29 protein-coding genes are annotated in these 26,273 nt (G+C 63.2%); 6 read left to right on the top strand and 23 right to left on the bottom strand.

The genetic code is table 11. The features are described from left to right. Nucleotides 1-32: 32 nt before the first annotated feature. The 10 genes from murD to ACZ51H_RS01320 all read right to left on the bottom strand — a co-directional run bounded on the left by murD (nucleotide 33) and on the right by ACZ51H_RS01320 (nucleotide 10,922). Nucleotides 33-1,394, bottom strand: a complete 1,362-nt coding sequence (murD, locus tag ACZ51H_RS01365; protein ID WP_464802824.1) for a UDP-N-acetylmuramoyl-L-alanine--D-glutamate ligase — start codon at nucleotides 1,392-1,394, stop codon at nucleotides 33-35. A gap of 5 nt (nucleotides 1,395-1,399) precedes the next feature. Then, complete coding sequence (gene mraY, locus ACZ51H_RS01360) at nucleotides 1,400-2,473, bottom strand: phospho-N-acetylmuramoyl-pentapeptide-transferase (RefSeq protein ID WP_464802212.1); 1,074 nt, start codon at nucleotides 2,471-2,473, stop codon at nucleotides 1,400-1,402. Then, a complete protein-coding gene (locus ACZ51H_RS01355; RefSeq protein ID WP_464802211.1) occupies nucleotides 2,473-3,852 on the bottom strand; it encodes a UDP-N-acetylmuramoyl-tripeptide--D-alanyl-D-alanine ligase in 1,380 nt (459 codons plus the stop codon). The genes mraY and ACZ51H_RS01355 overlap by 1 nt, the downstream gene beginning before the upstream one ends. Then, nucleotides 3,849-5,291: a UDP-N-acetylmuramoyl-L-alanyl-D-glutamate--2,6-diaminopimelate ligase gene (locus ACZ51H_RS01350; protein ID WP_464802210.1), complete on the bottom strand. Its 1,443-nt coding sequence runs from the start codon at nucleotides 5,289-5,291 to the stop codon at nucleotides 3,849-3,851. Before ACZ51H_RS01350 ends, ACZ51H_RS01355 begins: the two co-directional genes overlap by 4 nt. A 1-nt stretch (nucleotide 5,292) precedes the next feature. Further along, nucleotides 5,293-7,005: a peptidoglycan D,D-transpeptidase FtsI family protein gene (locus ACZ51H_RS01345; RefSeq protein ID WP_449471336.1), complete on the bottom strand. Its 1,713-nt coding sequence runs from the start codon at nucleotides 7,003-7,005 to the stop codon at nucleotides 5,293-5,295. Continuing rightward, on the bottom strand, nucleotides 7,005-7,655 hold the full coding sequence (locus tag ACZ51H_RS01340; protein WP_464802209.1) for a colicin transporter: 651 nt from the start codon (nucleotides 7,653-7,655) through the stop codon (nucleotides 7,005-7,007). The genes ACZ51H_RS01345 and ACZ51H_RS01340 overlap by 1 nt, the downstream gene beginning before the upstream one ends. Then, on the bottom strand, nucleotides 7,652-8,617 hold the full coding sequence (gene rsmH, locus ACZ51H_RS01335) for a 16S rRNA (cytosine(1402)-N(4))-methyltransferase RsmH (protein WP_464802208.1): 966 nt from the start codon (nucleotides 8,615-8,617) through the stop codon (nucleotides 7,652-7,654). The genes ACZ51H_RS01340 and rsmH overlap by 4 nt, the downstream gene beginning before the upstream one ends. Beyond that, nucleotides 8,614-9,111 (bottom strand): division/cell wall cluster transcriptional repressor MraZ, encoded by a 498-nt coding sequence (locus ACZ51H_RS01330; protein ID WP_464771931.1) that lies wholly within the window; start codon nucleotides 9,109-9,111, stop codon nucleotides 8,614-8,616. The genes rsmH and ACZ51H_RS01330 overlap by 4 nt, the downstream gene beginning before the upstream one ends. A 469-nt stretch (nucleotides 9,112-9,580) precedes the next feature. After that, the gene (locus tag ACZ51H_RS01325; protein ID WP_449471330.1) at nucleotides 9,581-9,886 is read right to left on the bottom strand and encodes a hypothetical protein; all 306 of its coding nucleotides are present in this window, start codon (nucleotides 9,884-9,886) and stop codon (nucleotides 9,581-9,583) included. A 40-nt stretch (nucleotides 9,887-9,926) separates the two neighbouring features. Then, a complete protein-coding gene (locus ACZ51H_RS01320) occupies nucleotides 9,927-10,922 on the bottom strand; it encodes a cysteine synthase A (RefSeq protein ID WP_464771930.1) in 996 nt (331 codons plus the stop codon). Nucleotides 10,923-11,107: 185 nt separating this feature from the next. On the opposite strand from ACZ51H_RS01320, the gene ACZ51H_RS01315 reads away from it, so the two are divergent. Together ACZ51H_RS01315 and ACZ51H_RS01310 are read left to right on the top strand one after the other, a co-directional pair. Beyond that, nucleotides 11,108-12,022: a cell wall hydrolase gene (locus tag ACZ51H_RS01315; RefSeq protein ID WP_464802207.1), complete on the top strand. Its 915-nt coding sequence runs from the start codon at nucleotides 11,108-11,110 to the stop codon at nucleotides 12,020-12,022. Between the two features lie 341 nt (nucleotides 12,023-12,363). After that, nucleotides 12,364-12,492: an entericidin A/B family lipoprotein gene (locus tag ACZ51H_RS01310; RefSeq protein WP_196225439.1), complete on the top strand. Its 129-nt coding sequence runs from the start codon at nucleotides 12,364-12,366 to the stop codon at nucleotides 12,490-12,492. A gap of 54 nt (nucleotides 12,493-12,546) precedes the next feature. Here ACZ51H_RS01310 and tatC read toward each other — a convergent pair whose 3' ends face one another. From tatC to ACZ51H_RS01260, 10 genes are all read right to left on the bottom strand, one after another. After that, nucleotides 12,547-13,341 carry a twin-arginine translocase subunit TatC gene (gene tatC / locus ACZ51H_RS01305; protein WP_449471326.1) on the bottom strand — a complete coding sequence of 265 codons (795 nt, stop codon included), beginning with the start codon at nucleotides 13,339-13,341 and terminating at the stop codon, nucleotides 12,547-12,549. Then, nucleotides 13,338-13,763: a Sec-independent protein translocase protein TatB gene (tatB, locus tag ACZ51H_RS01300; RefSeq protein WP_464794333.1), complete on the bottom strand. Its 426-nt coding sequence runs from the start codon at nucleotides 13,761-13,763 to the stop codon at nucleotides 13,338-13,340. The genes tatC and tatB overlap by 4 nt, the downstream gene beginning before the upstream one ends. Before the next feature lie 31 nt (nucleotides 13,764-13,794). Then, nucleotides 13,795-14,037, bottom strand: a complete 243-nt coding sequence (locus ACZ51H_RS01295) for a twin-arginine translocase TatA/TatE family subunit (RefSeq protein ID WP_196225436.1) — start codon at nucleotides 14,035-14,037, stop codon at nucleotides 13,795-13,797. A gap of 29 nt (nucleotides 14,038-14,066) precedes the next feature. Continuing rightward, nucleotides 14,067-14,657 (bottom strand): SMC-Scp complex subunit ScpB, encoded by a 591-nt coding sequence (gene scpB / locus ACZ51H_RS01290; RefSeq protein WP_464794332.1) that lies wholly within the window; start codon nucleotides 14,655-14,657, stop codon nucleotides 14,067-14,069. Further along, nucleotides 14,657-15,439, bottom strand: a complete 783-nt coding sequence (locus tag ACZ51H_RS01285) for a segregation and condensation protein A (protein WP_464802206.1) — start codon at nucleotides 15,437-15,439, stop codon at nucleotides 14,657-14,659. The genes scpB and ACZ51H_RS01285 overlap by 1 nt, the downstream gene beginning before the upstream one ends. A 293-nt stretch (nucleotides 15,440-15,732) precedes the next feature. Beyond that, nucleotides 15,733-16,746 (bottom strand): beta-N-acetylhexosaminidase, encoded by a 1,014-nt coding sequence (gene nagZ / locus ACZ51H_RS01280; RefSeq protein WP_464802205.1) that lies wholly within the window; start codon nucleotides 16,744-16,746, stop codon nucleotides 15,733-15,735. 85 nt (nucleotides 16,747-16,831) lie between these two features. Further along, a complete protein-coding gene (locus ACZ51H_RS01275) occupies nucleotides 16,832-17,206 on the bottom strand; it encodes an endonuclease domain-containing protein (protein ID WP_464802204.1) in 375 nt (124 codons plus the stop codon). 69 nt (nucleotides 17,207-17,275) lie between these two features. Beyond that, on the bottom strand, nucleotides 17,276-17,986 hold the full coding sequence (locus tag ACZ51H_RS01270; protein WP_464802203.1) for an SPOR domain-containing protein: 711 nt from the start codon (nucleotides 17,984-17,986) through the stop codon (nucleotides 17,276-17,278). Between the two features lie 20 nt (nucleotides 17,987-18,006). Beyond that, on the bottom strand, nucleotides 18,007-19,734 hold the full coding sequence (gene argS / locus ACZ51H_RS01265) for an arginine--tRNA ligase (protein WP_464802202.1): 1,728 nt from the start codon (nucleotides 19,732-19,734) through the stop codon (nucleotides 18,007-18,009). Nucleotides 19,735-19,855: 121 nt separating this feature from the next. After that, nucleotides 19,856-20,464 carry a hypothetical protein gene (locus ACZ51H_RS01260; protein WP_464772567.1) on the bottom strand — a complete coding sequence of 203 codons (609 nt, stop codon included), beginning with the start codon at nucleotides 20,462-20,464 and terminating at the stop codon, nucleotides 19,856-19,858. Nucleotides 20,465-20,615: 151 nt separating this feature from the next. Here ACZ51H_RS01260 and ispH point away from each other — a divergent pair, with 151 nt between their 5' ends. From ispH to rnhA, 3 genes are read left to right on the top strand one after another with little or no spacing between them, the layout of a single operon-like run. Beyond that, nucleotides 20,616-21,563: a 4-hydroxy-3-methylbut-2-enyl diphosphate reductase gene (ispH, locus tag ACZ51H_RS01255; protein ID WP_464771922.1), complete on the top strand. Its 948-nt coding sequence runs from the start codon at nucleotides 20,616-20,618 to the stop codon at nucleotides 21,561-21,563. 4 nt (nucleotides 21,564-21,567) lie between these two features. Beyond that, a complete protein-coding gene (gene thrB, locus ACZ51H_RS01250) occupies nucleotides 21,568-22,545 on the top strand; it encodes a homoserine kinase (RefSeq protein WP_449471312.1) in 978 nt (325 codons plus the stop codon). Continuing rightward, nucleotides 22,542-22,988 carry a ribonuclease HI gene (rnhA, locus tag ACZ51H_RS01245; protein WP_464802201.1) on the top strand — a complete coding sequence of 149 codons (447 nt, stop codon included), beginning with the start codon at nucleotides 22,542-22,544 and terminating at the stop codon, nucleotides 22,986-22,988. The genes thrB and rnhA overlap by 4 nt, the downstream gene beginning before the upstream one ends. Nucleotides 22,989-23,022: 34 nt before the next feature. Here the strand turns inward: rnhA and ACZ51H_RS01240 are convergent, their stop codons facing one another. The 3 genes from ACZ51H_RS01240 to ACZ51H_RS01230 form a co-directional block, all read right to left on the bottom strand. Further along, the gene (locus ACZ51H_RS01240; protein WP_449471309.1) at nucleotides 23,023-23,385 is read right to left on the bottom strand and encodes a UrcA family protein; all 363 of its coding nucleotides are present in this window, start codon (nucleotides 23,383-23,385) and stop codon (nucleotides 23,023-23,025) included. A 277-nt stretch (nucleotides 23,386-23,662) separates the two neighbouring features. Continuing rightward, complete coding sequence (locus tag ACZ51H_RS01235) at nucleotides 23,663-24,766, bottom strand: NAD(P)/FAD-dependent oxidoreductase (protein ID WP_464802200.1); 1,104 nt, start codon at nucleotides 24,764-24,766, stop codon at nucleotides 23,663-23,665. Then, the gene (locus tag ACZ51H_RS01230) at nucleotides 24,763-25,728 is read right to left on the bottom strand and encodes an alpha/beta hydrolase (protein WP_464802199.1); all 966 of its coding nucleotides are present in this window, start codon (nucleotides 25,726-25,728) and stop codon (nucleotides 24,763-24,765) included. Before ACZ51H_RS01230 ends, ACZ51H_RS01235 begins: the two co-directional genes overlap by 4 nt. A gap of 41 nt (nucleotides 25,729-25,769) precedes the next feature. Between ACZ51H_RS01230 and ACZ51H_RS01225 the strand changes: the two genes are divergently transcribed. Further along, entirely contained in the window at nucleotides 25,770-26,243 is a 474-nt protein-coding gene (locus ACZ51H_RS01225) for an A24 family peptidase (protein WP_460987543.1), read from the top strand. Nucleotides 26,244-26,273 lie beyond the last annotated feature (30 nt).

The following is a 26,273-nucleotide window of genomic DNA, read 5'->3' as shown; positions in this document are numbered from 1 at the left end:
GTAATCGCCCCTTCTGCGCCCCTGCGCCGCCCTTAGCCGTCTAGGCCCCCTTCTTCCAGCGCCGCGACGGCCGCGACGAAGGCATCGCCTCGCGCCTCGAAATCCCGGAATTGGTCGAAACTGGCACAGGCTGGCGAAAGCAGCACGACATCGCCCGGCTGTGCTACACGCGCCGCGCGGCGAACGGCGGCCGATAGCATCTCGCTATCATCCACCGCCATATGATCTTTGAGCAGATCGGCGAACATATGACCCGCTTCGCCGATCGTGTAAGCGGCAGCGACATTGCCGAACCATGGCGCGCATTCGTCCAGATTGTCTGTCTTTGCCAGACCTCCGACAATCCAGTGCAGCCGCGGGCGGCCATCGAGGGGCGGATAGGCTGCGAGCGCGGGCGCCGTCGAGGCGGGGTTGGTCGCCTTGCTGTCGTTGACGTAGAGTACGCCGTTCAGTTCCTTCACGCGCTGCATCCGGTGGGGCAGGCTGGCATAGCTTTGCAGCGCGGCCTCGATCGTCGCTTCATCGATGCCCAGAGCGCGCGCGACGGCGAGGGCTATCGCTGCGTTCTGCGCGTTGTGCGGCCCCTGAAGCGACGGCCACTTCGCCTGCGCGGCGGGATCGATGTCATCGGCCTTCACCTCTACCCGCCGAGCGCCCGGCTGAGCCGCGATGGATCGGCTCGGTTCATCCTCCGTCGCGATCACCGCGACATGGTCGGGCGACTGCATGCCGAACAACCGCGCCTTGGACGCGACATAGCCTTCAAAGCCATTATAGCGATCGAGATGATCCGGCGTGATATTGAGCAGCACGGCAACATCGCAGTCTAGGCTCTGCGTCAGGTCAATCTGATAGCTCGACAGTTCCAACACATAGATGCCGCCCTCCGGCAACGGCTCCTGCCCTAAAATCGGCAGGCCTATATTGCCGCCCATGCGGGTCGGGATGCCTGCTGTCTCTATGATGTGGTGAACCAGCGCCGTCGTAGTCGACTTGCCGTTGGTGCCAGTAATACCGACCACCCGGTGAGTGGGCAGCGTCGGACGGGCGAGCGCGAACAGCTCGATGTCGCCGATGACGGGCACGCCTGCGAGCTTGGCATGCATGGCGATCGGATGCTTGTTGAGAGGCACGCCGGGGGAAACGACAACGCCGTCAAAGCCTCTAAGATCGATTTCGATGGGATCAGCAATCGTCAGGCTTACATCACCTTCGATCTCCACGGCCAGTTCTTGCACTGCATCTATTGCTGCTTCACGGGCCTCATCTCGGCCATCCCAAGCCACGACCTGCGCGCTGCTCGCCGCGAGGCACTCGACGGTGGCGAGTCCAGAGCGCGCAAGGCCCAGCACCGCATATTTTTTTCCGGCAAAGACGTTGGAAACGATTCCCATGCCCATCACCGCAGCTTCAGCGTAGCGAGACCGGCAAGGGCCAGCACGAAAGAGATGATCCAGAAGCGGATCACGACCGTCGGTTCGGCCCAGCCCAGCTGCTCGAAATGATGGTGGATCGGCGCCATCTTGAACACACGCTTGCCCGTGCGCTTGTAGAAGAACACCTGGATGATCACGCTCATCGCCTCGACCACAAACAGGCCGCCAATCACGCCCAACACGATTTCATGATGCGCGGTCACCGCGATGACGCCGATGGTCCCGCCAAGCGCGAGGCTGCCGGTATCACCCATGAATACGGCGGCGGGAGGGGCGTTGAACCAAAGGAAGGCCAGGCCCGCGCCAATGATCGCGCCGCACAATATGGTAAGATTGCCTGCGCCGGGCACATGCGGAATGCCAAGATAAGAGGCAAAGTCCGCGCGGCCGACCAGATAGACGATCGCCATGAACGCCATGCAGGCGATGATCACCGGCATGGTCGCAAGGCCATCGAGACCATCGGTCAGGTTCACAGCGTTGCCGAACGCCACGATCACGAAGGCGGCGAAGAGGAAGTAGAAGGGGCCAAGCTCGATCGCCGGGCCATTGTAGAAGGGCAGGTAGAGCGCCGTATTCCCATGCTGGTTGACGATCAACCAGGCGGCTATACCCGCAATCAGGAACTCGAAACCCAGGCGCATCTTGCCCGACAAGCCCTTGTGGCTGGCCTTCGTCACCTTGTCATAATCGTCGAGGAAGCCGATCGCGCCGAAACCCAGCGTCACGAACAGGCATGCCCAAACATAGATGGATGACAAATCCATCCAGAGCAGCACCGATGTGATCATGGAGGTGAGGATCATCAGCCCGCCCATGGTCGGCGTGCCGCGCTTTGCCAGATGGGTCTGCGGACCATCATCACGGATCGGCTGACCCTTGCCCTGCCGCACCCGCAGCCAGCCGATGAAGCGCGGACCCAGCACAAGACCGATGACGAAGGCCGTCGCGATCGTCGCGCCCGCGCGGAAGCTAAGATAGCGGATGAGGTTGAAAACCCCCGCGAAATCCATGGTCTGGGCGAGCCAGTAGAGCATCAGTTCTTATGTTCCCCAAGCGCGGCGACTAGGCGCGACAGGCCGATGCCGTTCGAGCCCTTGACCAATATGGCGTCGCCAGCGCGCATTTCCGTCCGAATAAGATTGGTGGCGGCCGCCGTATCCGGCACATGATCAAAGGCCAACTGCTGACCGTGCAGCGCCTCGGCCAGCGGTTTCATTTCATCGCCCACCAGAATGGCGTAGTCGACCTGACCGGCGGCAAGCGGCTCGGCAAGTCCGGCATGGAGTTCGTGGCTGCGATCGCCCAATTCCCGCATGCCGCCCAACACGGCGATGCGGCGGCTCGCATTTTCCCTGCCCAACTGCTTGAGCGTGGCGGCCATGCTCAGCGGATTGGCATTGTAGCTTTCATCGATCAGCAGCGCTTCGCCGCCAGCGACCGCGACAGACCGCCGCTCACCACGGCCGGGCAGACCCGGCATTTCGGCAAGCGCCAAACCCGCAGCCGCCAAATCGCCGCCCAAGGCTTCGACCGCCGCCAGCACGGCCAGCGCGTTGGAAACCCAATGTTCGCCGGGCGCACCCACGGTGAAGCAGAGTTCGGCGCTGGGCAGCGTGGCCGTGACCAATGTGCCGCCATTTGCCGCCGGAACCATGTCACGCGCGCGCACATCGGCCTCTTCGTCAAAACCGAAGGTCAGGATGCGGGAGGCATGCTGCTCTGCCTTTGCGTAGAGCGTCGCGACATGCGGGCTGTCATAGGGGATGACCGCCGTGCCGTCGGGCTCAAGCCCTTCGAATATCTCCGCCTTGGCCTGCGCGATCTTCTCTTCGGTGCCGAAAAATTCGATGTGCGCCGGGGCGATGGCCGTCACGATGGCGACATGGGGCCGCACCTGCCGCGTCAGCTGCGCCAGTTCACCGGCATGGTTCATCCCCATTTCGAACACGCCAAAGGCCGATGCGCGGGGCATGCGCGACAGGCTGAGCGGCACGCCGACATGATTATTGTAACTCTTGACCGACCGATGCACCTGACCCGGGCAGATGCGGTCCAGAGCCTGGAACAAGGCTTCCTTGGTGCCCGTCTTGCCGACTGACCCCGTGACCCCGACCACCTTGCCCTGCATGCGCGCGCGGGAAGCGCGGCCCAGCGCTTCCAGCGCAGCCGCACTGTCGGGAACCAATATATGAGGTTGAGGAACAGGCTCGCTGACGATCGCGCCAGCGGCGCCCTGACCGAAAGCCTTGTCAATGAAACGATGGCCGTCCGTCGTCTCGCCCTTCATCGCGACAAACAGGTCACCATTGGTCACTTCGCGGCTATCGAAGGCGACGCCCGAAACGGCGAAGGGTGCCGAAGCGGCACCCCCTGTAGCCTGCGCTATTTCTTCGGAAGTCCAAAGCTCGCTCACCCAGCGCACTCCCGGGCAACAGTGACATCGTCGAACGGCAACACCCGATCGCCGATGATCTGCCCCTGTTCATGCCCCTTGCCCGCGAGCAGCACGATATCATCACCACCGGCCCGCGCAATGGCGGCGGCGATGGCGGCGCGGCGGCCACCGATTTCCTCCGCGCCCGACGCCCCCGCCATAACGGCGGCGCGAATGGCAGAAGGATCTTCCGAACGGGGATTATCATCGGTGACGATGACATGATCAGCCAACTCTGCAGCAACTTTGCCCATTTGCGGGCGCTTGCCAGCGTCCCGGTCGCCGCCAGCGCCGAACAGCGCGATCAGCTTACCGCGCGTATGGGGGCGCAGCGCTTCGATCGCGGCGCGCAGTCCATCGGGCGTATGCGCATAATCGACATAGACGGGGGCGCCTGCCTTGGTGATCACCGCCCGCTCCAGGCGACCGCGCACCGGCTGAACCCGGCCAAGCAGCTCCAAAACCTTCGCCACATCCTCGCCGCCTGCGATGACGAGCCCAGCGGCAGTCAAGGCGTTCGCGGCCTGATAGGCGCCGATCAGCGGCAGATTGACCTTATAGAGCTTGCCCCCAGCCTCAACCTCCAGCGTCTGGCCCAACTGGGTCGGGGTGCGGTTGGCAAGACGTAATGCCTGCCCCTGCACCCCGACGCTCAGCACACGAAGCCCCCGCTTCGTAGCTCGCTGGATGACCTTGTCGGACCATGCGTCATCGGCCCAGACGACCGCCGTTCCATCGGATGCGACGACCTCATCGAACAGCCGCATCTTGGCGTCGAAATAGCTGTCCATATCGCCATGATAATCGAGATGGTCGCGCGACAGGTTGGTGAAGGCGGCGGCCGACACCGGCAGTCCTTCCGTCCGATATTGCGCAAGGCCATGGCTCGACGCTTCGAAGGCTGCATGGGTGATGCCCTCGCGCTTCAGGCCCGACATGTTGGACAGGAACGTCACGATGTCCGGCGTTGTCAGGCCCGTCGATACCTGATCGACTGAAGTGGTGACACCGAGCGTGCCGATCGAAGCGGAATGATGGCCGAGCATCCGCCATAGCTGGCGGGCCAGTTCCACAGTGGAAGTCTTGCCGTTGGTGCCGGTGACGGCAACGGTCACTTCGGGGAAAGGCGGGAAATATCGGGCGGCGAGCAGGGCAAAAAGGCGGCGGGGATTGTCATGGGCGATATGGACCGCCCCCTCCACCTTCGCCTCCGGCCGCGCGACGACCGCAACAGCACCCGCGCGCACGGCGTCGGCAATAAAATCCTCGCCATTCACCCGCAGTCCCTGGAAGGCGCCAAAGACCGTGCCCGGCGCAACCTTCCGGTTATCGATCGCGAAGCCCGACACCGAGGCGTCCAGCGGCGCCCCCGTGTCTAGCTTCACATCCAGCCCCTCGATAAGCGACCCGAGGCGCATCTCAATCCTTGTCCTTGTCTTGCCCAAGCAGGGGCATGAGGTCGGAAATATCGACGTCCCGCCGTTCGTCGGGCAACACACCCAGCATCGGGGCGGTACGTTCGATCACGCGCTTGACCACCGGCGCGGCCGTCCAGGCAGCCGTGCGCAGGCCGAAAGTCTGCGCGTTGCCCTTGGGCTCGTCCATCATCGTCAGCACGACGTAGCGGGGATTATCCATCGGAAATGCGGACGCGAAAGTCGTCACCAGTGAACTCTTATTGTACCGGCCTTCTTCAGGCTTCTCGGCGGAACCCGTCTTGCCGCCCACCCGGAATCCCTTGGCGTCGGCGCTGCGACCTGTACCTGCGGCGACGATCATCCGCAACAGTTGCCGCATCCGCGCGCTGGTGGCGGCCGAAAAGACGCGGTGGCCTTCGGGCACTTCATTGGCGTGCAGCTTGCGCAAGGTGGCAGGCCGCCAGATGCCCCCGTTCACCAATGCCGCATAGGCGGCGGCAAGGTGCAGCGGCGTCACCGCGATGCCATGACCATAGGACACAGTCATCGTCGTTATGCGGCCCCAATTATAGGGCCAAATGCTCTTGGCGCGTTCTTTCAGCTCGATCGGCGCCCGCTGGTCGAATTGCAGGTTGCGGAACAGTTGCTGCATCGGCGCGGCGCCCATTTCATCGGCGATCCGTGCCGTTCCGATGTTGGAGCTGTGCACCAATATTTCCGGCACATTGATCCAACGGCCGAGCGCATGGTCGTCCTTGATCTTGAACCCGGCCACCGCAAGCGGGGCGGTCGCGTCGTAGCGCTTCGCCATCGAAGTGACGACACCGCGATCCATCGCCTCGCCGATCGACAATGGCTTGAACGTCGAACCGAGTTCGTAGCGCGCCTGAACCATATGGTTGCAGAGTGGCGATTCGCTGCATTTCTTGCCCGCATAATTCTGAAGCTTGTTGGGATCGAACACGGGGATCGACGCCATCGCAATCACTTCGCCGGTATTCACGTCCATGATGATGCCGCCCGCGCCCTTGGCATTTTGCGCGACCATCTGCGCATAAAGCTCGCTCTCCAGCGCGCCCTGCACCCGGCTGTCGATCGAAATGGCAAAAGGCTGACCACGCAGCGCCGGATCGGTCAGCCGGTCATTGAACGCCGCCTCGACCCCCATGCCGCCCTGCCCGTCGGCATTGGGTGCAAAGCCGAGGACATGCGCCGCCAGGCTGCGCTGGGGATACAGGCGTTCCTTCTCACGGGGAAATTCGATGCCGATCTCGCCCAGCGCATTCACCGCCGCAACTTCTTCCGGCAGCGCGCGGCGGCGCAGATAGGCCCAGCCCTTGCCGGTCAGCTTCTTGTAGAACGCCGCCTCAGGCTCATCGGGAAAAATCTCGTGCAGCTTGCGCGCAAGTTCGGCGGGCTCGCCGATCAGCTTCGACGGGCGCACCGCAATGGAATAGGCGTCCATCGTGCGGGCGAGTGGCACGCCATTGCGATCGACAATGTCAGCGCGGGCGGGAAGCAGGCCCGAAACGGCGCCATCGCCGCTTGCGCCATGCGCGAAGATGCCCACCCAGGTGAGCCGTAGAATCACGACCGCCGTGATCGCCATGAACAGGATCAGCAGCAACATCAGTCGGTTGTGCGCAACCGCCGTCAGATCAACCCGCTGCTTGCCTGCCCTGGCGCCGCCCGGCTGAACGATGATCGTTGCCATCAGCGCGCGCCTTTCTTGCGTTCGCGCGCCGCCTTGGCGCTGATGTCGCCGATGGTGCTGTCGTCAAGCAGCTTGGCATCCAGCATCGCCATCCGCTCCGCATGGCGAGCCACCGGATTGGGCTTCGACACGTCCGCATCGTCCTTCGCCTTTTCCGCAGGAGTCTTGGCGGCGGGCTTAGCAATCTTTTCGACATTGTCGGCCGCATGCGCTTCACGGATCACGGCGATATCGCTGCGGATTTGGGTGGCTGCGGGACTCGCCGGGGCGGCCTGCGGCGCAGATGGCAAGTCGGCAGGGCTTTCGACCATCGCCACCATCACCGGCGGCGCGACATAGTCGGGGCCGTTAGGCTGGATGCCATCCAGGTTCGCCAGCGCCCGCTCACCGCCCAGATATTGCTGCGCGGTCGGCGTCGCATACATGAAATCATCCTGATTCCACCGCTCCAGCTGCCGCATGCTCGCTCGCGCGCTGAACTCCGTCTCCAGATAACGGATGTCCGCCCGCGCCCGCGCGATCTGCGTCTGCACCTTCATCAGTTCATTACGCTCGTTCGCGACTTTCAGCGATACCAGATAGGCGCCAAGCGCACCCAGCGCGACTAGCAGGATCCAGATCAGGCTCTGCAACCTCTTCACCGCGATCATGGGCGGGCGCTCCTGGAAGAACTTGGCTGAGAAACGGACGCTGATGTACGAACGGCGCTGCGCAGGGTCGCGGAGCGCGCGCGCGGGTTGCGGGCTAACTCCGCCTCGCCGGGACGAATCGCTTTGGCCGGTTTGTGAAAGGTGGGCTCAGCGGCGGCCTTGCGTTCCGGCAGGTGGCGCGATCCCGCGCCTTCTCCGCCACTACGCTGGCGCAAGAACTGCTTGACGATACGGTCTTCCAGGCTGTGGAAAGTCACCACGGCCAATCGACCACCCTCTTCCAGCATCGCTTCCGCCGCTTCCAGCCCACGCTCCAATTCTTCCAGCTCGCGATTCACATGGATGCGGATCGCCTGGAAGGTGCGGGTTGCCGGGTCCTTCTTGTCGTGCGGCTTGTGGCCCAGCGCCCGGCGAACGACGCTGGCGAGTTGACCGGTGCGCTCCAACGGGCGAGCCTCCACGATCGCGCGGGCCACTCGGCGCGAGCGCGGCTCCTCGCCATAGCGATAGAGGACGTCGGCAATCTCCTGCTCAGGGGCATTGTTCAGGAAATCGGCGGCGCTCATCCCATTCTGGCTCATCGTCATGGTGAGGGGGCCGTCCGCCTGAAAGGAAAAGCCGCGCTCCGGCCGGTCGAGCTGCATCGAAGACACGCCGATGTCGAGCGTCACGCCCGATACCGAAGTAATGCCCCGATCGCCCAGCAACTGCTCCATGCGGGAAAATTCCCCGGCGATCAGGGTGATACCCTTCTCCATCGCCAGCGCCTCGCCTTCCCGGATGGCATCGGGATCGCGGTCGAAGGCAAAAACCTTCGCGCCCCGTGCCGCCATCGCACTGGAATATCCGCCCGCGCCGAACGTGCCATCAACATGAATCTCGCCGGGGTTGATGGCGAGGGCATGCAGCACTTCATTAAGCAGAACCGGGATGTGACGATCCAGATCAGCAGGAGCGGTCACTTGCCGTCCCCCGCCATCCGCTGGTCCAGCCAGCGGCGCACCTTATTGCGGATCAATTCCGGACGATCCTTGCTGTCGACCAGCGTTTCCGGCTTCCAGATCTGGATGTAGCGGCCAACACCATAGAAGAAGACAGCGTCGGTGATGCCATATTCATCCTTGATGTCCGGATGCATGGCGAAACGGCCGCCGTCGTCGAAATTCACCTCCTCGATCGTACCGAGTCGGCGTTCCAGCTCTAGGTCGGCATTATAGTCGCGGCCATGCGCCCGTGCTTCGCGAGCCAGTTCCTCGACTTCGGTGAACAGGAAACGGCGATGCGATTCTCCAAAGCCCGTGGCGCAGGGGTTGTCGCCATGGACGGAGAGATAAAGCCGCGTTTCGCCAGCGCTGGACAGCTTGACTTGCCGACGCATCTCCAGAGGCAGCACGAAACGGCCCTTGCCGTCCGCTACGCTGAACGCGTTGCCTGTAAAGAGAATGATTTCCGGCACGTGCGGACTGCTGCCCCTCTGTTCGCAAGGGCGCAGGCAGCCGCTCACCAACCCGCGTCATTGCGGCCCGGTGCGCAGGACTAGCAAAGCCTGACAAACCCCTATGCGAATTAGATACCAAGGGCCGGGGCACAAGAAAAGGGAAAAGTCGGGAGATTTTGGGAAATCCCGTTTTGTTCTGGTTCTATATCAATTTTCGCGCTCCTTGAGACGAGTTTGGCAAGGCAACACCTCCCCGCGCCAACAGCTTAACCTCGCCAAAATCGCTAATCCCAACATTGCCCAGAAAATCCCGCCGATCAGTGTCCTCGGCCCATACCGCGCGAAGCCACCCAGCCTCCAGCCCAGCATGACAGCGATTGGAACCGGGATCAGCGCGGGCCACTGAGCAGGACCAGCGCCGATCCCAGCCAAAGCATCAGGAATGTGCGTAGCGCCCTTCAGGCAATGCACGGCTCGGTTCGGACGTTCAGCGGCCGGATGGCTGTGGGTCGCGATCCATCGGCTTGCTCAGATTAGGGTCCGGCTGAAGATCCGGGACGATCGGCTGCTGTTCCGGCGCGGGCTGCACGCCCAGCTCCGCCAAGGGCTCCTTGGGCGCGACTGCATTGACGTCCAGGGTCGGCACGGTCGGCGGCGGCACTGCCGGATCATCGATCCGCGCCTTGTCGATCACGATATTCGCCAGACCCACGAGGAGCACCACGCCCGCCAGCCCCGTCAGGCCGATCTGGACACGCTGCAACCCTTCCTGTCGGCGGGGATGTTCAGCCATTAAGCGCTCTTTATCTTGTCGCCGCGACCCTTGTCGGCGATCAGCGATTGTGCGCGAGCCAGGGGAAGACCGTCAAGCCCTTCGCTTCCAGCCACTCACGATTGTAGAGGGTGGACAGATAACGGAAGCCTGTGTCGCACAGGATGGTGACGATCCGCTTGCCCGGCCCCAGCTCTCTCGCCAGCGCCACCGCGCCTGCGACGTTGATCCCTGAGGACAGGCCAAGACAAAGCCCTTCCTCCGCCAGCAATCGTTCGACCCAGTGCAGTCCTTCCTCATCGGAAATGCGGAACTGCGTGTCGATCGGCGCGCCTTCCAGATTGGCGGTAATACGGCCCTGCCCGATGCCCTCGGCCACCGACGACCCTTCCGCCTTCAACTCGCCATGGGCATAATAATTATAGAGCGCCGCGCCATAGGGATCGGTCAGCGCGATGGTGATATTCTCGTCATGCGCCTTGAGGCCGAGCCCGACACCAGCGATCGTGCCACCAGTGCCCGCTGCACAAGTGAAGCCGTCGATCTGCCCCTCCAGCTGTTGCCAGATTTCCTCGGCCGTACCGACGATATGCGCCTTGCGATTCGCGATATTGTCGAACTGATTGGCCCAGACCGCATTCTCCGTCTCTTCGGCGATCCGGCGCGACGTGTGGACGAAATGGCCGGGGTTGGAATAGGCCGCCGCAGGCACGGTCACCAGTTCCGCGCCCAGTGCGCGCAGCGTGTCCATCTTCTCCCGGCTCTGGGTCTCGGGCATGACGATGATCGTCTTATAGCCCTTCGCATTGGCTACCAGCGCAAGCCCGATGCCGGTATTGCCCGCTGTCCCTTCGACAATGGTGCCGCCCGGCTGCAACAGCCCCTTTTCCTCCGCATCATTGACGATGAAGAGCGCTGCGCGGTCCTTTACCGACGCGCCGGGGTTGGCGAATTCGCACTTGGCGAAGATGTCGCAGCCCGTCTCTTCCGATGGGCCGGTAAGGCGTACCAGCGGCGTGTTGCCAATCAGGGCGAGGCTATCATTCTGAACCAGCATGTTCCCCGCATAGCGGAGCGGATGCACGCTTGCCAAGCAAGGGAATGCTCATCCACCCAAAGAGCCGTTTTCATTGCCGCACAAAGATCGCATCGGGCGGGAAGAAAGTGGCAAGGCTTTTGCGCTAAGGACGGGTCGTGCGGCACACCGCCGCGATGAATTTGTGAAAGCAGACGGCTTCAGACATGGCGCGCGCGCGATTATGGCATATGGCATTAGCCGCGCTGGCGGTGATCGCGCTTGCCTTGCCGCGCCTGATCACTGCCGCTCCGCTAGATATGCTGGCTGACGCAGCGTCACGCGATGCTGTCGCGGAAAAGCCGGGCGAAAATTTCCCCGGTTCTGCCTACTTCTTCGTTGACGGCATCTTTCAGGATCTGCCCGCTTCACCCGGCAACAGCCCACATGTCCTGAAGCTCGGCAACGTCGATGCCGCTCCAGCCGCAGCCTTTCGTGGGCAAACGCCGCTGGACAGCTCCCGGGCAATCAACTGCCTGACCTCCGCCATCTATTATGAGGCGGGCAACGAACCCGAAGAAGGCCAGCGCGCCGTCGCTCAGGTTGTTCTCAACCGCGTTCGCAATCCGCTCTGGCCCCATAGCGTATGCGGCGTCGTCTATCAGGGGTCGGAGCGCACCGATTCCCTGTGTCAATTCACCTTCAGCTGCGACGGGTCCATGGGCCGGGCCAACCATGTGCAAAGCTGGACGCGCGCCCGCCGCATAGCGGAACAGGCGCTTGCGGGCCGTGTCTATGCCCCAGTGGGGCTCGCGACCTTCTACCACACGCTGGCAGTGCGGCCAGGATGGGCTGCATCGAAGCGCGCCGTCGCCGTGATCGGCGCGCACATCTTCTATCAGATGCCCGGGTTTCACGGTACGGAGGCGGCGTTTCGCATTCCTTATTCCGGCCGGGAATGGCAGTCAGGCCCCTCCCTTCGCGCTTGGCCGACCAGTCCACGCGCCGCTGATCGCTACGCCGAACCCGTCGGTCCCGATGTTACAGCGCCTATCATTGTTCCGCCCCCAGTGCCTCAGGACACACTCCCGCCGTCCACCATCCGGCCCGAATATAGGAATAGCGGACGGCCACTCATCTAAAGGAGCCAGCATGAGAGATTTTTCGGATAATTATCCAATTATCTGATTTTGCTGGAAAATAAAAATATCTCGAGATGAAAAAACGGCGGAACCAAATCTCACGATGGTGGGTTCTGCATACCGGATAGCAAATCTTTTGCCCCCCGCTCTTGCTATCCAAAAAAACATGAGCCCGGAACGCATCTCCCCCCCCCGACGCGTTCCGGGCTCAGATTTTTTGGGCTTTTTCCATTCAAAACCAGATATTTCCGGATGCGGAACGTATTTCGCGGCCGTGGGTTCTCCTCCTCAGCTGCTGGATAGCGAGGCTGTCCGGCTCGAGTTTTTCCTAGGAGACGACCATGACCAAGAAGATCCTTGCCGCTCTGCTGCTTACCGGTTCGCTGATGGTGGCTGCATGCAACACCGTCGAAGGCGCTGGCAAAGACGTGCAGAGCGCTGGCGCGGCCGTGGAAGACGCGGCGAAGTAAGCAGCGTAAACAGGCTCCCACCCTTGCGGCCCGCCCTAATGGCGGGCCTTTTTTTTAGCTGGTGGAAGCGTCGGCTCCGTCCGCGGCTGCGACGGCAGCTTCCCGGGCCTGCTTGCGATCGGTGAACCAGATCGCGACGATCGTGATTTCGTAAAGCAGCAATAGGGGAATGGCGAGCATCAGCTGCGACACGACGTCGGGCGGCGTCAGTACGGCGGCGAGAATGAAGGCGCCGACGATCATGTAGCGGCGCAGGCCAATCAACTGGGCGCGGGTGACGAAACCGGCGCGATTGAGCAGCATCAGCAGGACGGGCATCAGGAAGCTAATTCCGAATGCAAGGATGAACTGCATAACTAACGTAAGGTAGGCATCGGCGCTGGGGAGCGCCTCTACCTGGAGACCGCTGCTTTTTCCTTGGAATCCAAGGAAAAAATGGAACGCGGTCGGCATGACGATATAATAAGCGAGGCTGGCGCCCATCAGGAACAGGACCGGGGTCATCACCAGGAATGGCAGTAACGCCTTCTTTTCCTTGGCATAAAGGCCCGGAGCGATGAAGGCCCAGAGCTGGTTCGCGATGATCGGGAAGGAGATGCAGAAAGCCCCGAAGATCGCCACCTTCACCTGCACGAAAAAGGCCTCGTACAGCTTGGTATAGACCAGTCGCCCGCCCGCGTCGCCAAAGGCTTCCTTCAAAGGATGCACCAGAAAGGCGAATAGCTTGTCTGAAAAATAGAAGCAGACCGCGCCGGTGATGAACAACGCCCATACGCATTTCAGCAGGCGCCCGCGTAGTTCGATCAGATGGTCGAGCAGCGGCGCCTTGGAATCATCGATGTCCTTCATGCCTGCGCGTCGCCCTTACCGGCCGGAGCGGACTGCGCCGCGATATAGGGTGGGCCGTCGGCAGCAGGAGCCGGAACAACGGGCGCCGATTCCGCCACGAAGGGCGGCGGAGGCGTGGTGGCGGCGGGTGCGGGATTGTCCACAGAGCCCGGCAATGGCTCGATCGCGGGAACTGCTGAAGCGTCGGCCGGATGTTCCTGCATGATCCGCCGGTTCTGATCGGCCCACTTCTTTTCCAGTTCTTCCATCTCGACTTCCCGCACCATGGCATCGATGCCGGTGCGGAAATGGCGCGCCATTCCGCGCGCCTTGCCGACGATCTGGCCCACCTTGTACAGGGCACGCGGCAAATCCTTTGGACCGATCACGACCACCGCGACGATCACGATCAGCAGAAGTTCGGTCGAACCGATATCGAACATGCGCGCCTACCGCTTGGGCGTGAAATGAAAATCAGGCCTTGGTCTTTTCTTCGGACGTGGCGGTCGGTGCGTCCTGTTCAGGAACACGATGTCCTTCGATCCGCGTAGCGGGCTTGGCGGGCGCGATGTCGTCGTCATCGTCGGCCATACCCTTCTTGAAGCTCTTGATGCCCTTGGCAACGTCACCCATCAACCCGGAGATACGGCCGCCGCCAAACAACAGCATGACCACCAGGAGAACGATGACCCAGTGCATCAACGAAAAGGAACCCATTTTAACTTTCTCCTGACAGTAAGCCCTTTCTAGGCTTCTTCCTCATCATTTTCCAGAACGGATTGAGCCCCCAGGCCCTCCAGCGCGAGATCGACGGGATCGAGCAATCCGGCAGCGCGCAGATCGTCCATGCCCGGCAGATCCCGGCGGCTGCTAAGACCGAAATGTGACAGAAATTCGTGCGTGGTGGCGTAAATCAGTGGACGGCCCGGCACTTCCCGCCTGCCCGCTGGCCGGACCCAGCCCGCTTCCATCAGCACGTCCAGCGTTCCCTTGGCCACCTGCACGCCGCGAATGGCCTCGACCTCCGCGCGGCTGACAGGTTCATGATAGGCGATGATGGCCAGCGTCTCCATCGCGGCGCGGGACAGTTTGCGAGTCTCATCCTTTTCCCGCCGCAATATATGGGCAAGATCCGCCGCCGTCTGAAAATGCCAGCGCCCGCCCCGTTCGACCAGATTGATGCCACGCCCGGCATAATGATCCGACAGCGCGGCAAGCACGGCGGCGATGTCCCCGGCCTCCCCCACATGCTGCCGCAATTCGACGGTGGTCAACGGATGTTCGGCAACGAACAGGGCGGCCTCCACCGCGCGCATGAAATCGTCCGGTTCCTGCATTACAACAAACGTCCCCCACTTTGTTCCGGCAGCGCGGCGCGCAGGTAAATGGGCTCGAAAATGCCGTCCTGCTGGATTTCCAGCCGCCCCTGCCGCGCCAGTTCCAGCGCGGCGACAAAGCTGCTGGCGAGCGCGGATTTCGCCATCGGCCCATCCTGACCATCGGGCAGGAAGGATTCCAGCACCGTCCAGTCGATCGCCGACCCGACCAGCGCGCCGACACGCTGGATGGCTTCGTCGAGTGTCATCACCGGCCGGGCGACGACCATGTGAACGACGGGCTGCGTCCGCGCGCGCACCTGCCCATAGCATTGCAGAAGATCGTAGAGGCTGGCGGCCCATTTCGCCTTGCGCACGAGGCGAAGCCCCTCCGGACGGGGGCGAACGAACACGTCCCGGCCGACACGGTCGCGCGCCATCAGGCGGGCACCGGCTTCCCGCATGGCCTGCAACCGCTGGAGCCGCAATTGCAGGCGCAGCGCCAGTTCGTCGGGGTTGGGATCAGGCTGGGCTTGCTTGGGCAACAGAAGCGAGGATTTGAGGTAGGCGAGCCACGCCGCCATCACCAGATAATCGGCCGCCAGCTCCAGCTTCAGCTTCCGCGCGCCCTCAATATGGGCCAGATATTGTTCGACCAGCGCGAGGATGGAGATTTCCCGCAGATCGACCTTTTGCGAGCGGGCGAGCGCGAGAAGAAGATCGAGCGGCCCTTCCCAGCTTTCGAAGCTGACGTTCAGCATGTCTTCGCGCGGCTGCGGCGGGGGGATGAAGAGGTCGTCCATGGTTCAGGCGGCTCTCTGGCGCGTGGGCTGCGCGAAGAGTGATTTTTCACGCGGAGGCGCGGAGACGCGGAGGGTTTGAGGCGCGCGCAGCGCTCTGAAAGTTGCCTGAAAATTGAGGGTGAGGGTAGCGGGATTAGCGGCTTCGCCAGGGGCGCCGCGCCTCCGCGCCTCCGCGCCTCCGCGTGAAAATTTATGCGCGCTGAGATGCCCCATCGCGCCTTCTCTGCGCATTCTGCGGGCTCCTCGCGAACATTCAAGCGGCTCCGCCGGAAGGTGGCGGATGGCGTTCGCCTTCACGCAGCCACCACGGAGAGCAGGCTGTCGCGGGTGGCGAGAAGCTGTTCCAGGGACGGGCTGTCCTGATCGAGTTGCGTCGACGCCATGGCGCGGTCCAACCGGGCCCTCGAGTGCGTGCTGATATCGGGAAGAATGTTGGCGATGCCGATCATGTCGTCCATCCGCGCCCAGCAGTTGAGCGCGAGGTCACAGCCGGCTGCGACGACGCCCGCCGCCAATTCAGGGATGTTTCCGTTCAGTGCCTTCATGTCGAGGTCGTCCGACATGAGAAGGCCGTTAAAGCCGATCCGCTGACGGATGATCGTTTCGATCACCGAGGCGGAGAGGCTGGCGGGCAGGTCCGGGTCCCAACTGGTATAGATGACATGGGCGGTCATGCCGATCGGTGCGGCCTTCAATGTCTGGAAGGGCGCGAGGTCGATGGCGAGTTCTTCCTCGCTCGCCGTCACGATCGGCAATTCATGATGGCTGTCCACCATCGCGCGGCCATGGCCTGGCATATGCTTGATGATGCCGACGACCCCGCCCCTGGCCAATCCTTCGAGAGTAGCGCGGCCAAGCGCGGCGACCCGCATCGGCTCAGCGCCCAAGGTGCGGTCGCCCATGATGTCGCTGGCCCCGTCCTGCCGCACGTCGAGCAGGGGGAGTGCATCGACGGTGATGCCCACTTCGGCCAGCGTCACCGCGATGGCATGGGCATTGGCGCGGGCGGCTGCGATCGCGCTGGACGGAGCGATGTCATACAGCCGGTCGAACACGGCGCCCGGCGGGAAGCTGGGCCAGACAGGCGCCTGCATGCGGGCGACGCGGCCTCCTTCCTGATCGATCATGATCAGCAGGTCGTCGCGGCCGTGAAGCGCGCGCAGGTCGTCCGTCAGCGCGCGTAATTGGGCGCGGTCAGCTATGTTGCGGCGAAAGAGGATATAGCCCGCAGGCTGCGCATCGGCGAAGAAGGCGCGTTCGTCAGAGGTGAGCGTCTCGCCGGAGAGGCCGAAGATTACCGGTTTCATGAGGGCGGATGGTAGCGGCGAAGGAGCGGCGTGTCGAAGGGGTTGTTGGGGGTGGGAGTAGTAGAGAGCGAGAGAGAGTGAGAACTTACTCCCTCTCCCCTTTAGGGGAGAGGGTCGGGGAGAGGGGAAGGCGCTGCGCTATCATGGACAGGACGGCCTCGATGTTCTGCATAACGTCTGTGTTGGTGAAGCGAATGACGCTCCCGCCTTGCTCGCTTAGATAGGCAGTGCGATCTGCGTCGTACTCAGCAGTTGAACCGTGCGTATCGCCGTCAATCTCGATGATCAGCATCGCCGCCCGACAGGTGAAATCGGCGATGAACGGGCCGATCACACTTTGGCGGCGGAACTTAGCGCCAGAGAAACGCTTGGCGCGCAGGTGATACCAGAGGCGCGCTTCTGCGGGAGTTAAGCTGGATCGCAGTTGCTTAGCAAATTCCAGCGATTTTCGATCGCGCACCGGCGTTCCCCTCTCCCGCCTTCGCTACGCTCGGCACCCTCTCCCCTAAAGGGGAGAGGGAAGTTCTCGTCAGTTCACAACTATGCAACTCTCACCAGCAACCTTCAGCTTGCCGCAGAGCGTATTCGCCTGAGCGCCCGCCGTCGCGCGCAGGCGGTAGAGGGTGCTGCCGCCGACTTGCGTAGGCTCGACCGACATGGTGAGCGGGGCGAGATAGGCGAAGCGTTTGGAGAGGCGGGTCCACGCGTCCCGGGCGCCGGACTGGCTGCCATAGGCGCCGAGCTGGATCACGGCCCCGCCCTTGTGCACCGGCTGGACGGCGGCGGGGCGGACGTTGGTTTCGTCGGCGACGCGCGCGGTCACGCTCTGCGATGGTTTGCCGGGCACGGCCTGGCGCGTCTTTGCAGGGGCCGTGGCGGTCACGGGCGCTTCAGGCACACGGCTGGGATCGATCCGGCCGTCGCGCACGACGCCTTCGCTGGCGGCGAAGCTGGCATCGCCCTCGCCCTCGAACTTTTTCGCATCAGCCTCGCGGGCGGGGACCTTGTAATCGCCCGCAGGCGCGGCGATCAGCTTGCCTTCGCCGCCGCCAGTCGAACGGTTCTTCAGCAACCAGACGCCCGCAACCACGCCGCCCAGCAGGACGAGCGCAACCAGGATGAAGCCGAGCAGGCGGACGGGGGAAAGCCCCTCATCCTCCTCATCCTCGATACCAGGCTCCAGCCAGGGCAGACGCTCGTCGTCGTCCAGATCGAGCCGCCCCCTCGCAAAGTCGCCCATTTATCCGTGCCTCCGCCTGGCTATTGCATTTCCGTCAACGCAGCCACGCCCATCAGGGCTAGGCCATTACGGATGATTTGCCCGATTCCACGGCTTAAGAAAAGGCGCGCAGAAGTTACGTCCGGATCGTCCGTCAGGATGACGCGGGCGCGCGGATTGTCGTTCCCCAAATTCCACCAGCTATGGAATTCAGAAGCCAAGTCGTTGAGATAAAAAGCGATTCTATGCGGCTCACGGGCCGATGCAGCCCCTTCCACCACCCGCGGGAACTGCGCCGCTAACTTAACAAGATTAAGTTCTTCAGTCCCAAGGCGGGACAGGTCGGGCGCGGGAAGTGCAATTTGTGCCTCTTCGGCGCGGCGGCCAAGCGAAGAAATGCGGGCGTGGGCATATTGGACGTAGAAGACAGGATTGTCCTTCGACGCCTCCACCACCTTGGCAAAGTCGAAGTCCATCTGGGCGTCGGCCTTGCGCGTCAGCATGGTGAAACGGACGACGTCCTTGCCCACTTCGCGGACGACATCGGCGAGCGTCACGAAATTGCCCGCGCGCTTGGACATTTTCACCGGCTCGCCTTCGCGCAGCAGGCGGACCATCTGGATGAGCTTGACGTCGAAGCGCGCCTTGCCCTCGGTCAGCGCGGCGACGGCGGCCTGGATGCGCTTCACCGTGCCCGCATGGTCGGCGCCCCAAATGTCGATCAGCTGGTCGGCGGTCTGCGCCTTCTGGAAATGGTACGCCATGTCGGCACCGAAATAGGTCCAGGCGCCGTTCGACTTCTTGATCGGGCGGTCCTGATCGTCGCCGAATTTGGTGGAGCGGAACAGGGGAAGCTCGACCGGCTCCCAATCTTCGGGCGTTTCGCCCTTGGGCGCTTCGAGAACGCCGTCATAGACGAGGTCATGATCGCGCAGCCATTTCTCGGCGGCTTCGGGCTTTCCGGCGGCTTGCAGTTCGGCTTCGGACGCGAAGATGTCGTGGTGGATGCCAAGCAATGCGAGGTCGCTGCGGATCATCACCATCATTGCGGCGACGGCTTTGGTGCGGAAGGGGACGAGCCATTCGCTTTCGGGTGCGCCTACGAACTTGTCGCCATATTCGGCGGCGAGCGCCTGGCCGACTGGGACGAGATAGTCGCCGGGGTAGAGGCCTTCCGGGATCGCGCCCACATCTTCGCCCAGCGCTTCGCGATAGCGGACATGGGCCGAGCGGGCGAGCACATCGACCTGGCCGCCTGCGTCATTGATATAATATTCGCGGATGACCTTGTGCCCGGCATATTCGAGCAAGGTCGCGAGCGCATCGCCGACTACCGCGCCCCGGCAATGGCCCATATGCATGGGGCCGGTGGGGTTGGCGGAAACATATTCGACGTTGACGGTGACGCCCTTGCCCGTGTCGGATCGGCCGTAATCCGCAGCCTCGGCGTGAATCGCCGCCAGTTCCGCGCGCCAGGTGGCGTCGGTCAGCGTCAGGTTGATGAAGCCGGGGCCAGCGATGGTGGCGCTTTCCACCTCTTCCAGCTTTTCAAGGCCAGCGACGATCTTTTCCGCCAGCGCGCGCGGGTTGGTGCCTGCGGGCTTGGCGAGGACCATGGCCGCGTTGGTGGCGAGGTCCCCATGGCTGGCATCTCGGGGCGGCTCGACCGTGACCGGCTTGCGATTGAGGCCAGCGGGCAAGGTGCCCTCCGCCTCCAGCGCGTCCAGCACGGCATTCAGATGGGCAGTGAAACGAATGTAGAGAGACAAGGGTGTTTCCTCGAAAAGCACAAGACCCGTCCGGGCTGGGCTAAAATCGAAGCCTCATCCTTCCCTGCAAGAAGTAGAGCCCTTCGACAAGCTCAGGGCGAACGGAAGATTGGGTTCGCTCTTAACGTGTCGCGTTATATCGGAGCTGGTCCTGGGTCAGGTTGAAACCCACGAGCAGCTCGAAACTGGTTCGTTGCAGCGCCGCCTTGACGTCGGGCTGGGCGAAGGGATCGATCGCCGCGTCGGCATCGCCCGCCTTGCGCTTCTGCGTGATCTTCGCCTGAATGTCGGCGGGCAGCGTCGCTGCGGCCTTGTCGACATAGGAGCCTGCCTTCGCGGTCGCGGTGGCGCGATACTGGCCAGCGGGGAAGTCCAGCACGACCTGGCCGACACGCTTGGCGACGACGGCGTTGCCGCCACGCACCACGGCGGAGAAGAAGGGCAGCGTCACCTGCCGCGCGGCGGTGGCGTCGGAACGGCGGGCGTTCACGGTGAAGCTCGCCTCGCTGTAGAATTGCGCGCCTTCTGAGCAGGTGGCGCGCAGGTCGGTGATGTTCGCCACCACGTCGATCGCGCGGGCGTCGGTGCTGCCAGCAGGATTGAACAGCGTCACGTCACCCGTATAGGCGGGGATCGCGGCGGTCGGGCAGGCCGAGCGGACGGCGACGACGCCACCCGTGGCATCGATTTCTCCCCGGCGCGAGCAGCCCGCAAGGGCAAGGGCGAGCATTCCGGTCAGCGCAAGTCGAGAAAAGGTCACGAGGCAATCCCTTGGGAACAGGCTGGGGCTTCTTATCCGCACCCCGCCGCTCACGCAACCGAAAGGAACGCGCCTCCCCTCACCCCTTCCTTCCGGCGCGACATTGGCCTAAGCGGCAGCCATGACCGCCCGTCTTCCCTTAAAGCTATTGATCGCCGCCCCGCGCGGCTTTTGCGCTGGCGTGGACCGCGCCATCATCATCGTCGAAAAGGCGATCGAGAAATATGGCGCGCCCGTCTATGTCCGACACGAGATCGTCCATAATAAATATGTCGTGGACAATCTGCGGGCGCAGGGCGCGATTTTCGTCGAGGAACTGGATCAAGTGCCCGACGGCGTACCCGTGGTTTTTTCCGCCCATGGCGTGCCCAAGGCGGTGCCTGCAAAGGCGGAAGAACGCGGCCTTGACTATCTGGACGCCACCTGCCCATTGGTCAGCAAGGTGCACCGGCAGGCAGAGCGGCAGGTCGAGGCAGGGCGCCATATTCTGTTCATTGGTCACAAGGGACATCCCGAGGTCGTCGGCACCTTCGGGCAGGTCGATGCAGGCAACATGACATTGATCGAAACGGTCGAGGATGCGGAGAGCTTCATCCCCGAAAATCCCGACAATCTTGCTTTCCTGACCCAGACCACCCTGTCGGTGGACGACACGGCCGCGATTGTCGAAGCGCTTCAGCGCCGATTCCCGTCGATCCACGCGCCCAAGGGCGAGGACATCTGCTACGCGACGTCGAACCGACAGGCGGCGGTGAAGGCGATCGCCGCCGCCTGCGACGCGGTCTATGTGATCGGCGCGCCCAACAGCTCCAACTCGCTGCGTCTGGTCGAGGTGGCCGAACGCGAGGGCACGCCGGCCCGGCTGATCCAGCGCGCGGACGACATCGATTTTGCGTGGCTGGAGAATGTAGCGACCCTCGGCCTGACCGCAGGCGCCTCCGCCCCCGAAATATTGGTGCGCGAAGTCGTGGACCGGCTCGCCGCCCGATTCGACGTGACGGAGGAGCAGGTGGAGACGGCGCGCGAAACCATCTCGTTCAAGCTTCCCCGCGAATTGGGAGCGGCGTAAGACTATGGCGGTCTATACCCATGTCCCGGCCGAGGAAATCGACGCCTTCCTGACTCGCTATGACGCGGGACGGCTGGTCTCCGCCAAGGGGATCGCCGAGGGGGTGGAAAACAGCAACTATCTGCTGGAAACCACCGGCGCGGACGGCAATGGCCACCGCTATATCCTAACTCTCTACGAGAAGCGGGTGGATGAAGCGGATCTGCCCTTCTTCATGGACCTGCTCGATCATCTCGGCGCGCGCGGCTGTCTGGTGCCGCGCTTTATCGCGGACCGAGAGGGCAAGCGCCTGCAACAGCTCGGCGGACGACCCGCCTGCCTGATCGAGTTCCTGACCGGCATATCCGTCACCGAGCCGACCGCCGGACAGGCGAAAGCCGCAGGCGCGGCGCTGGGCCAGCTGCATCGCGCGGCGGAAGGCTTTGCGGGCGAACGCCGCAACGCGCTCGACATCGCTGGCTGGCACGATCTGGCGGCAAAGTGCGGCGACCATTTCGATGATATCGCGCCCGGCCTTGGCCAGCGGGTCACGGATGAACTTGTCTATCTCGACGCGCACTGGCCCGCCGAGCTGCCGCGCGCCGTCATTCACGCGGACCTTTTCCCCGACAATGTGCTGATGCTGGGCGATGAGGTGACGGGCCTGATCGACTTTTATTTCAGCTGCACCGATATCCGCGCCTATGACCTGGCCGTCACGCACAGCGCATGGGTGTTCAGCAATGATGGCGCGCACTTCTTTGCCGATCGGTCGGCCGCAATGCTCGCTGGCTATCAGGCGGCGCATGGGCTTTCGGATGCCGAGCAGGCCGCCTTCCCGATCCTGTGCCGGGGTGCGGCGCTCCGCTTCCTGCTGACGAGAGCCTATGACTGGATCAACACGCCCGCCGACGCGCTGGTGACGCGCAAGGACCCGCTGGCCTATCTGCGGCGGCTGGATTTCTATGCGCAGACCGCCCCGGCCGAGTTGCTGCGAGCGTGAGCGCGCTGTCGCAGGTCGAAATCTTCACCGACGGCGCGTGCAAGGGCAATCCCGGCCCAGGCGGCTGGGGCGCGGTGATGCGCTCTGGGGCCACGGAAAAGGAAATTTCCGGCGGAGAGGCGCAAACGACCAATAACCGCATGGAAATGACGGCCGCCATCGAAGCACTGAATGCGCTCAAGCGGCCCTGTCAGGTGACGCTCTACACCGACAGCAAATATGTGATGGACGGCATCACCAAATGGATGTTCGGCTGGCAGAAGAATGGTTGGAAGACCGCCGATCGCAAGCCGGTCAAGAATGCCGAGCTATGGCAGGCGCTGCTGGCAGCAGCCGCGCCGCATAAGGTCAGCTGGCAGTGGGTGAAGGGCCATGCCGGTCACCCTGAAAATGAGCGCGCCGATCAACTCGCCTGCGCGGCCGCCGAACTCTTCCGCATCTGAACGGGGGAGCGAAACGCCGCTCCCCCGACAGGGCTCAGGGATATTTTGCTGTCCAGTCCGCAGGATAAGGCGGTTGCCAGCGCGTACCGGCGACCCATGTCGTCCCACGCGGCGCAAAGCCCTCTTCGACCGTGCCGACCCGTCCCATCGCGTCCTTCACCGCGGCATCCCGACAACTGGGCACGACGGCTGACGAGGAACCCGATTCGCCCAGCTTGTCGCACAGATAGCGGGCGGTCAGCGCGACACGGTGGCGCAGTTCGTCCTTCCCGGCCTTTGTGCTGAGGTCGAGATCGGCATAACTGACATTCTGTGAAAGGGATTGGGCGTCGCTATAGCGACCCGTCACGATAATTTCCTCTGTTGGCTGAGCAAAGCTGGTGCTGCTACTTGCCATAAAAAGTCCTGACAGGATCAGGACCGACCCTGATAATATCGACTTTCTCATCACGGCATTCTCCTACTCCTAGAGCATGAGCCGATCAGACTGAATTGGATCATGCTCTAATTGTCTTTTGTTTTCCGCATTTTCTTACCCAGCAGATGATCCCATCCGCTTCGAAAATGCTTTAGGATCGGCCGCATCTTTATTGTATCCCATCTATATGGGCGCGGCCATTGACCCAACGTGATGGCCGCCTCTTCGTTCCGAATAGCCGTACCCCGGCCTTAGTTTACTTGAAACGGGCGGGAGAATAAGCGGCTGGATCGATCCCGCTCACCGCTTCGGACATCGATCCGCCGGTCACCAGCGCCGATCCCAGCAACGCCGCTGCGGGTGCGGTCTGGATGCCGAAACCGCCCTGCCCCGCGAACCAGAAGAAAGCCGGTGCATCGATGTCAAAGCCATAGACAGGCGCGCGATCCGGCGCGAAGCTGCGCAGCCCTGCCCATTTGCGTTCGACCGCCTCGACCGGCCAGTCCACGACATCTTCGAAGCGGGCGATCGCCTGCGCCACCGCCAGTTCTTCGGGCGCGGCGTCGCAGGGTGGCGAAGGTTCTTCATCATGCGGGGTCAGCCAGATGCGCCCCTCGCCTTCCGGCTTGAAATAGAAGCTGGAGCCAAGGTCCATGACCAGTGGCAGGTCGGGTGACGGCATCGCGGGCACGCGCAGTTGCACGACGGTGCGGCGCAAGGGGGTAATGCCGATCGCAGCGACGCCGCTGCGCCGTGCGACATCATCGGCCCATGCGCCAGCAGCGTTCACGATGATGCCGCAATCGATGACGCCGCCGTTCGTCTGAATGCGCCAGCCGCCCGGCGTTGCGGTCGCCTGCTCGAAAACAGTGCCCAGCCGCAATTTGCCGCCCTTCGCGTGGAAGCGCTTCAGATACGCCTGGTGCAATGCGGCGACGTCGATGTCGCACACGCCCGGTTCCAGCAGGCCGATCGTCCAATGGGGTCGCAGCCCCGTTACCAGCGCGGCGGGATCAACGGGGCGCAGTTCGACGCAGCCCGAAAATTCCCGCATCAACTGGTCGCGCTCTGCCCTATCGGCCTCCCGCCCGACGAACAGCGTCTGTCGGGGCGTTAGGAAGGATCGGCTTGCGAAGGCCGGATCGGGCGAGTGCAACAGCGGCCCGGACGCCGTGGTGAGCGGCTGCACCTGCCGCCCGCCATAGGTTTCCTCCCAGAAAGCGACGGAGCGGCCGGTGGCGTGATAGCCAGCGCTTTCCTCCTGTTCCAGGATCAGCACCGACGCCTGGCCCGCCAGTTCCGCGCCCAGACTGGCACCTGCTATGCCGCCGCCGACGATCACGATGTCGAAACGGCTCATGCTGGCGCGTTCTCATCCAGAAAGGCGTCGATCCGCCGCAGGGCATCCAGCCGTACCGGGTCGATTTCGCGCAAGATCTCATGCGCAGCCTCTGGCCCATAGACATGCAGGCGCGCGCCCCGAATGCGCGCGGCGATGCGGCGGATGGCGGGCGTGGACACCAGCCGGTCGGCACTGGCGGCAAGGATCAGCAGCGGCACGGCGATGCGCTCCAGCTTGCCGCCCTTCTCCAGCGCGAAGGTCGATTGCAGCGCCTCCACCACCCAGCGCCAACTGGGCGCGCCAAGCGCCACGTCCCGGCTATGATCGCGCCACCAGAGTTCGTCGGCATAGCGTTCCGGATCATGCGTCAGCCGCTTCTGCCGCATTGCCCGCTGCCGCTGCGAATCTTCCTTCTGGGCCCAGGCCTGCCGGTGGGACAAGCCGAGCGCGCACATGGTCCGGGCGATCAGCACCGCCAGCCAGCGTGGCAGCGGGGCGGTATGGACGCCCATCATTGGCGCGACGGCGACCGCAGCGTCGGGCGGGGCCATGCCCTCGGCCAGCGCGCGCAGCAGCAGATGCCCGCCCATGCTGTGCGCTACGATCACGCATGGCCCTGTCCCCCGCGCCCGCCAATCGGCGACGAAAGCCTCCAGGTCCGCAACCCATAGCGCGAAATCGTCGATATGGCCGCAGAGCGGATCGCTGCTCAGCCTGCCCGAGCCGCCCTGCCCGCGCCAGTCAAAGGCGCTGACCGCCCAGCCCCGGTCCGCCCAGTGGTGGATGACTTCGAGATATTTCTCGATCATGTCGCCGCGCCCGCCGAGCATCAGCAACCGCCCGCGCTGTCCCTCGCCCAGCCGATAGCGGCGCAACGGCCAGCCATCGGGCGCGGTCCAGTAATCGAGCCGCCCATCCATCGGCCATGCGCGACGGTCAAAGGCCGGGGGAACAGACACGGGCGAATCCATGGGGCGCATGGTTACGGTTTGGTAAGCCATTCGGTCTAGGGTTTAGATTCATGACGGGGGAATATTTCACGACGGCGCTGCTGTGCGCCCTTGGCGTGCTGCTGGTCATCGCATCGGTGACGGATTTGCGGTCCCGGATCATATCCAACCGGCTGAACCTGGTCATCGCTGCGCTCGCTCCGCTGTGGTGGATCGCCAATGGCATGCCAGTCTGGCCGGGCATGCTGTTGCAGGTCGCACTGGCACTGACCGTGTTCGCGCTTTTCGCCGCGCTCTTCGCCATGGGATGCATGGGCGGGGGCGATGTCAAACTGCTGGGCGCGCTGGCGCTGTGGTTCCCGTGGGAAGCCGTGCTGTCGATGTTGATGGTCATGGCCATGGTCGGGGGCGTGGTGACGATCGTCACCGTGGTCCACCACCGGACGACCCGACGGCTGGGCCAGCCGCAGATTCCTTACGGTATCGCAATATCGGTCGCAGCCCTTTGGTTGATTGGCGAACGATATCTTAACCATTTTGCGTAAAATTCGGGGTTCGGGCGACACTTGCCTGAC

The organism is Sphingobium sp. TomMM15 (assembly GCF_055397045.1).
Note: the sequence above shows the minus strand (reverse complement) of the source record. Positions and strands in the feature narration are given on the sequence as shown.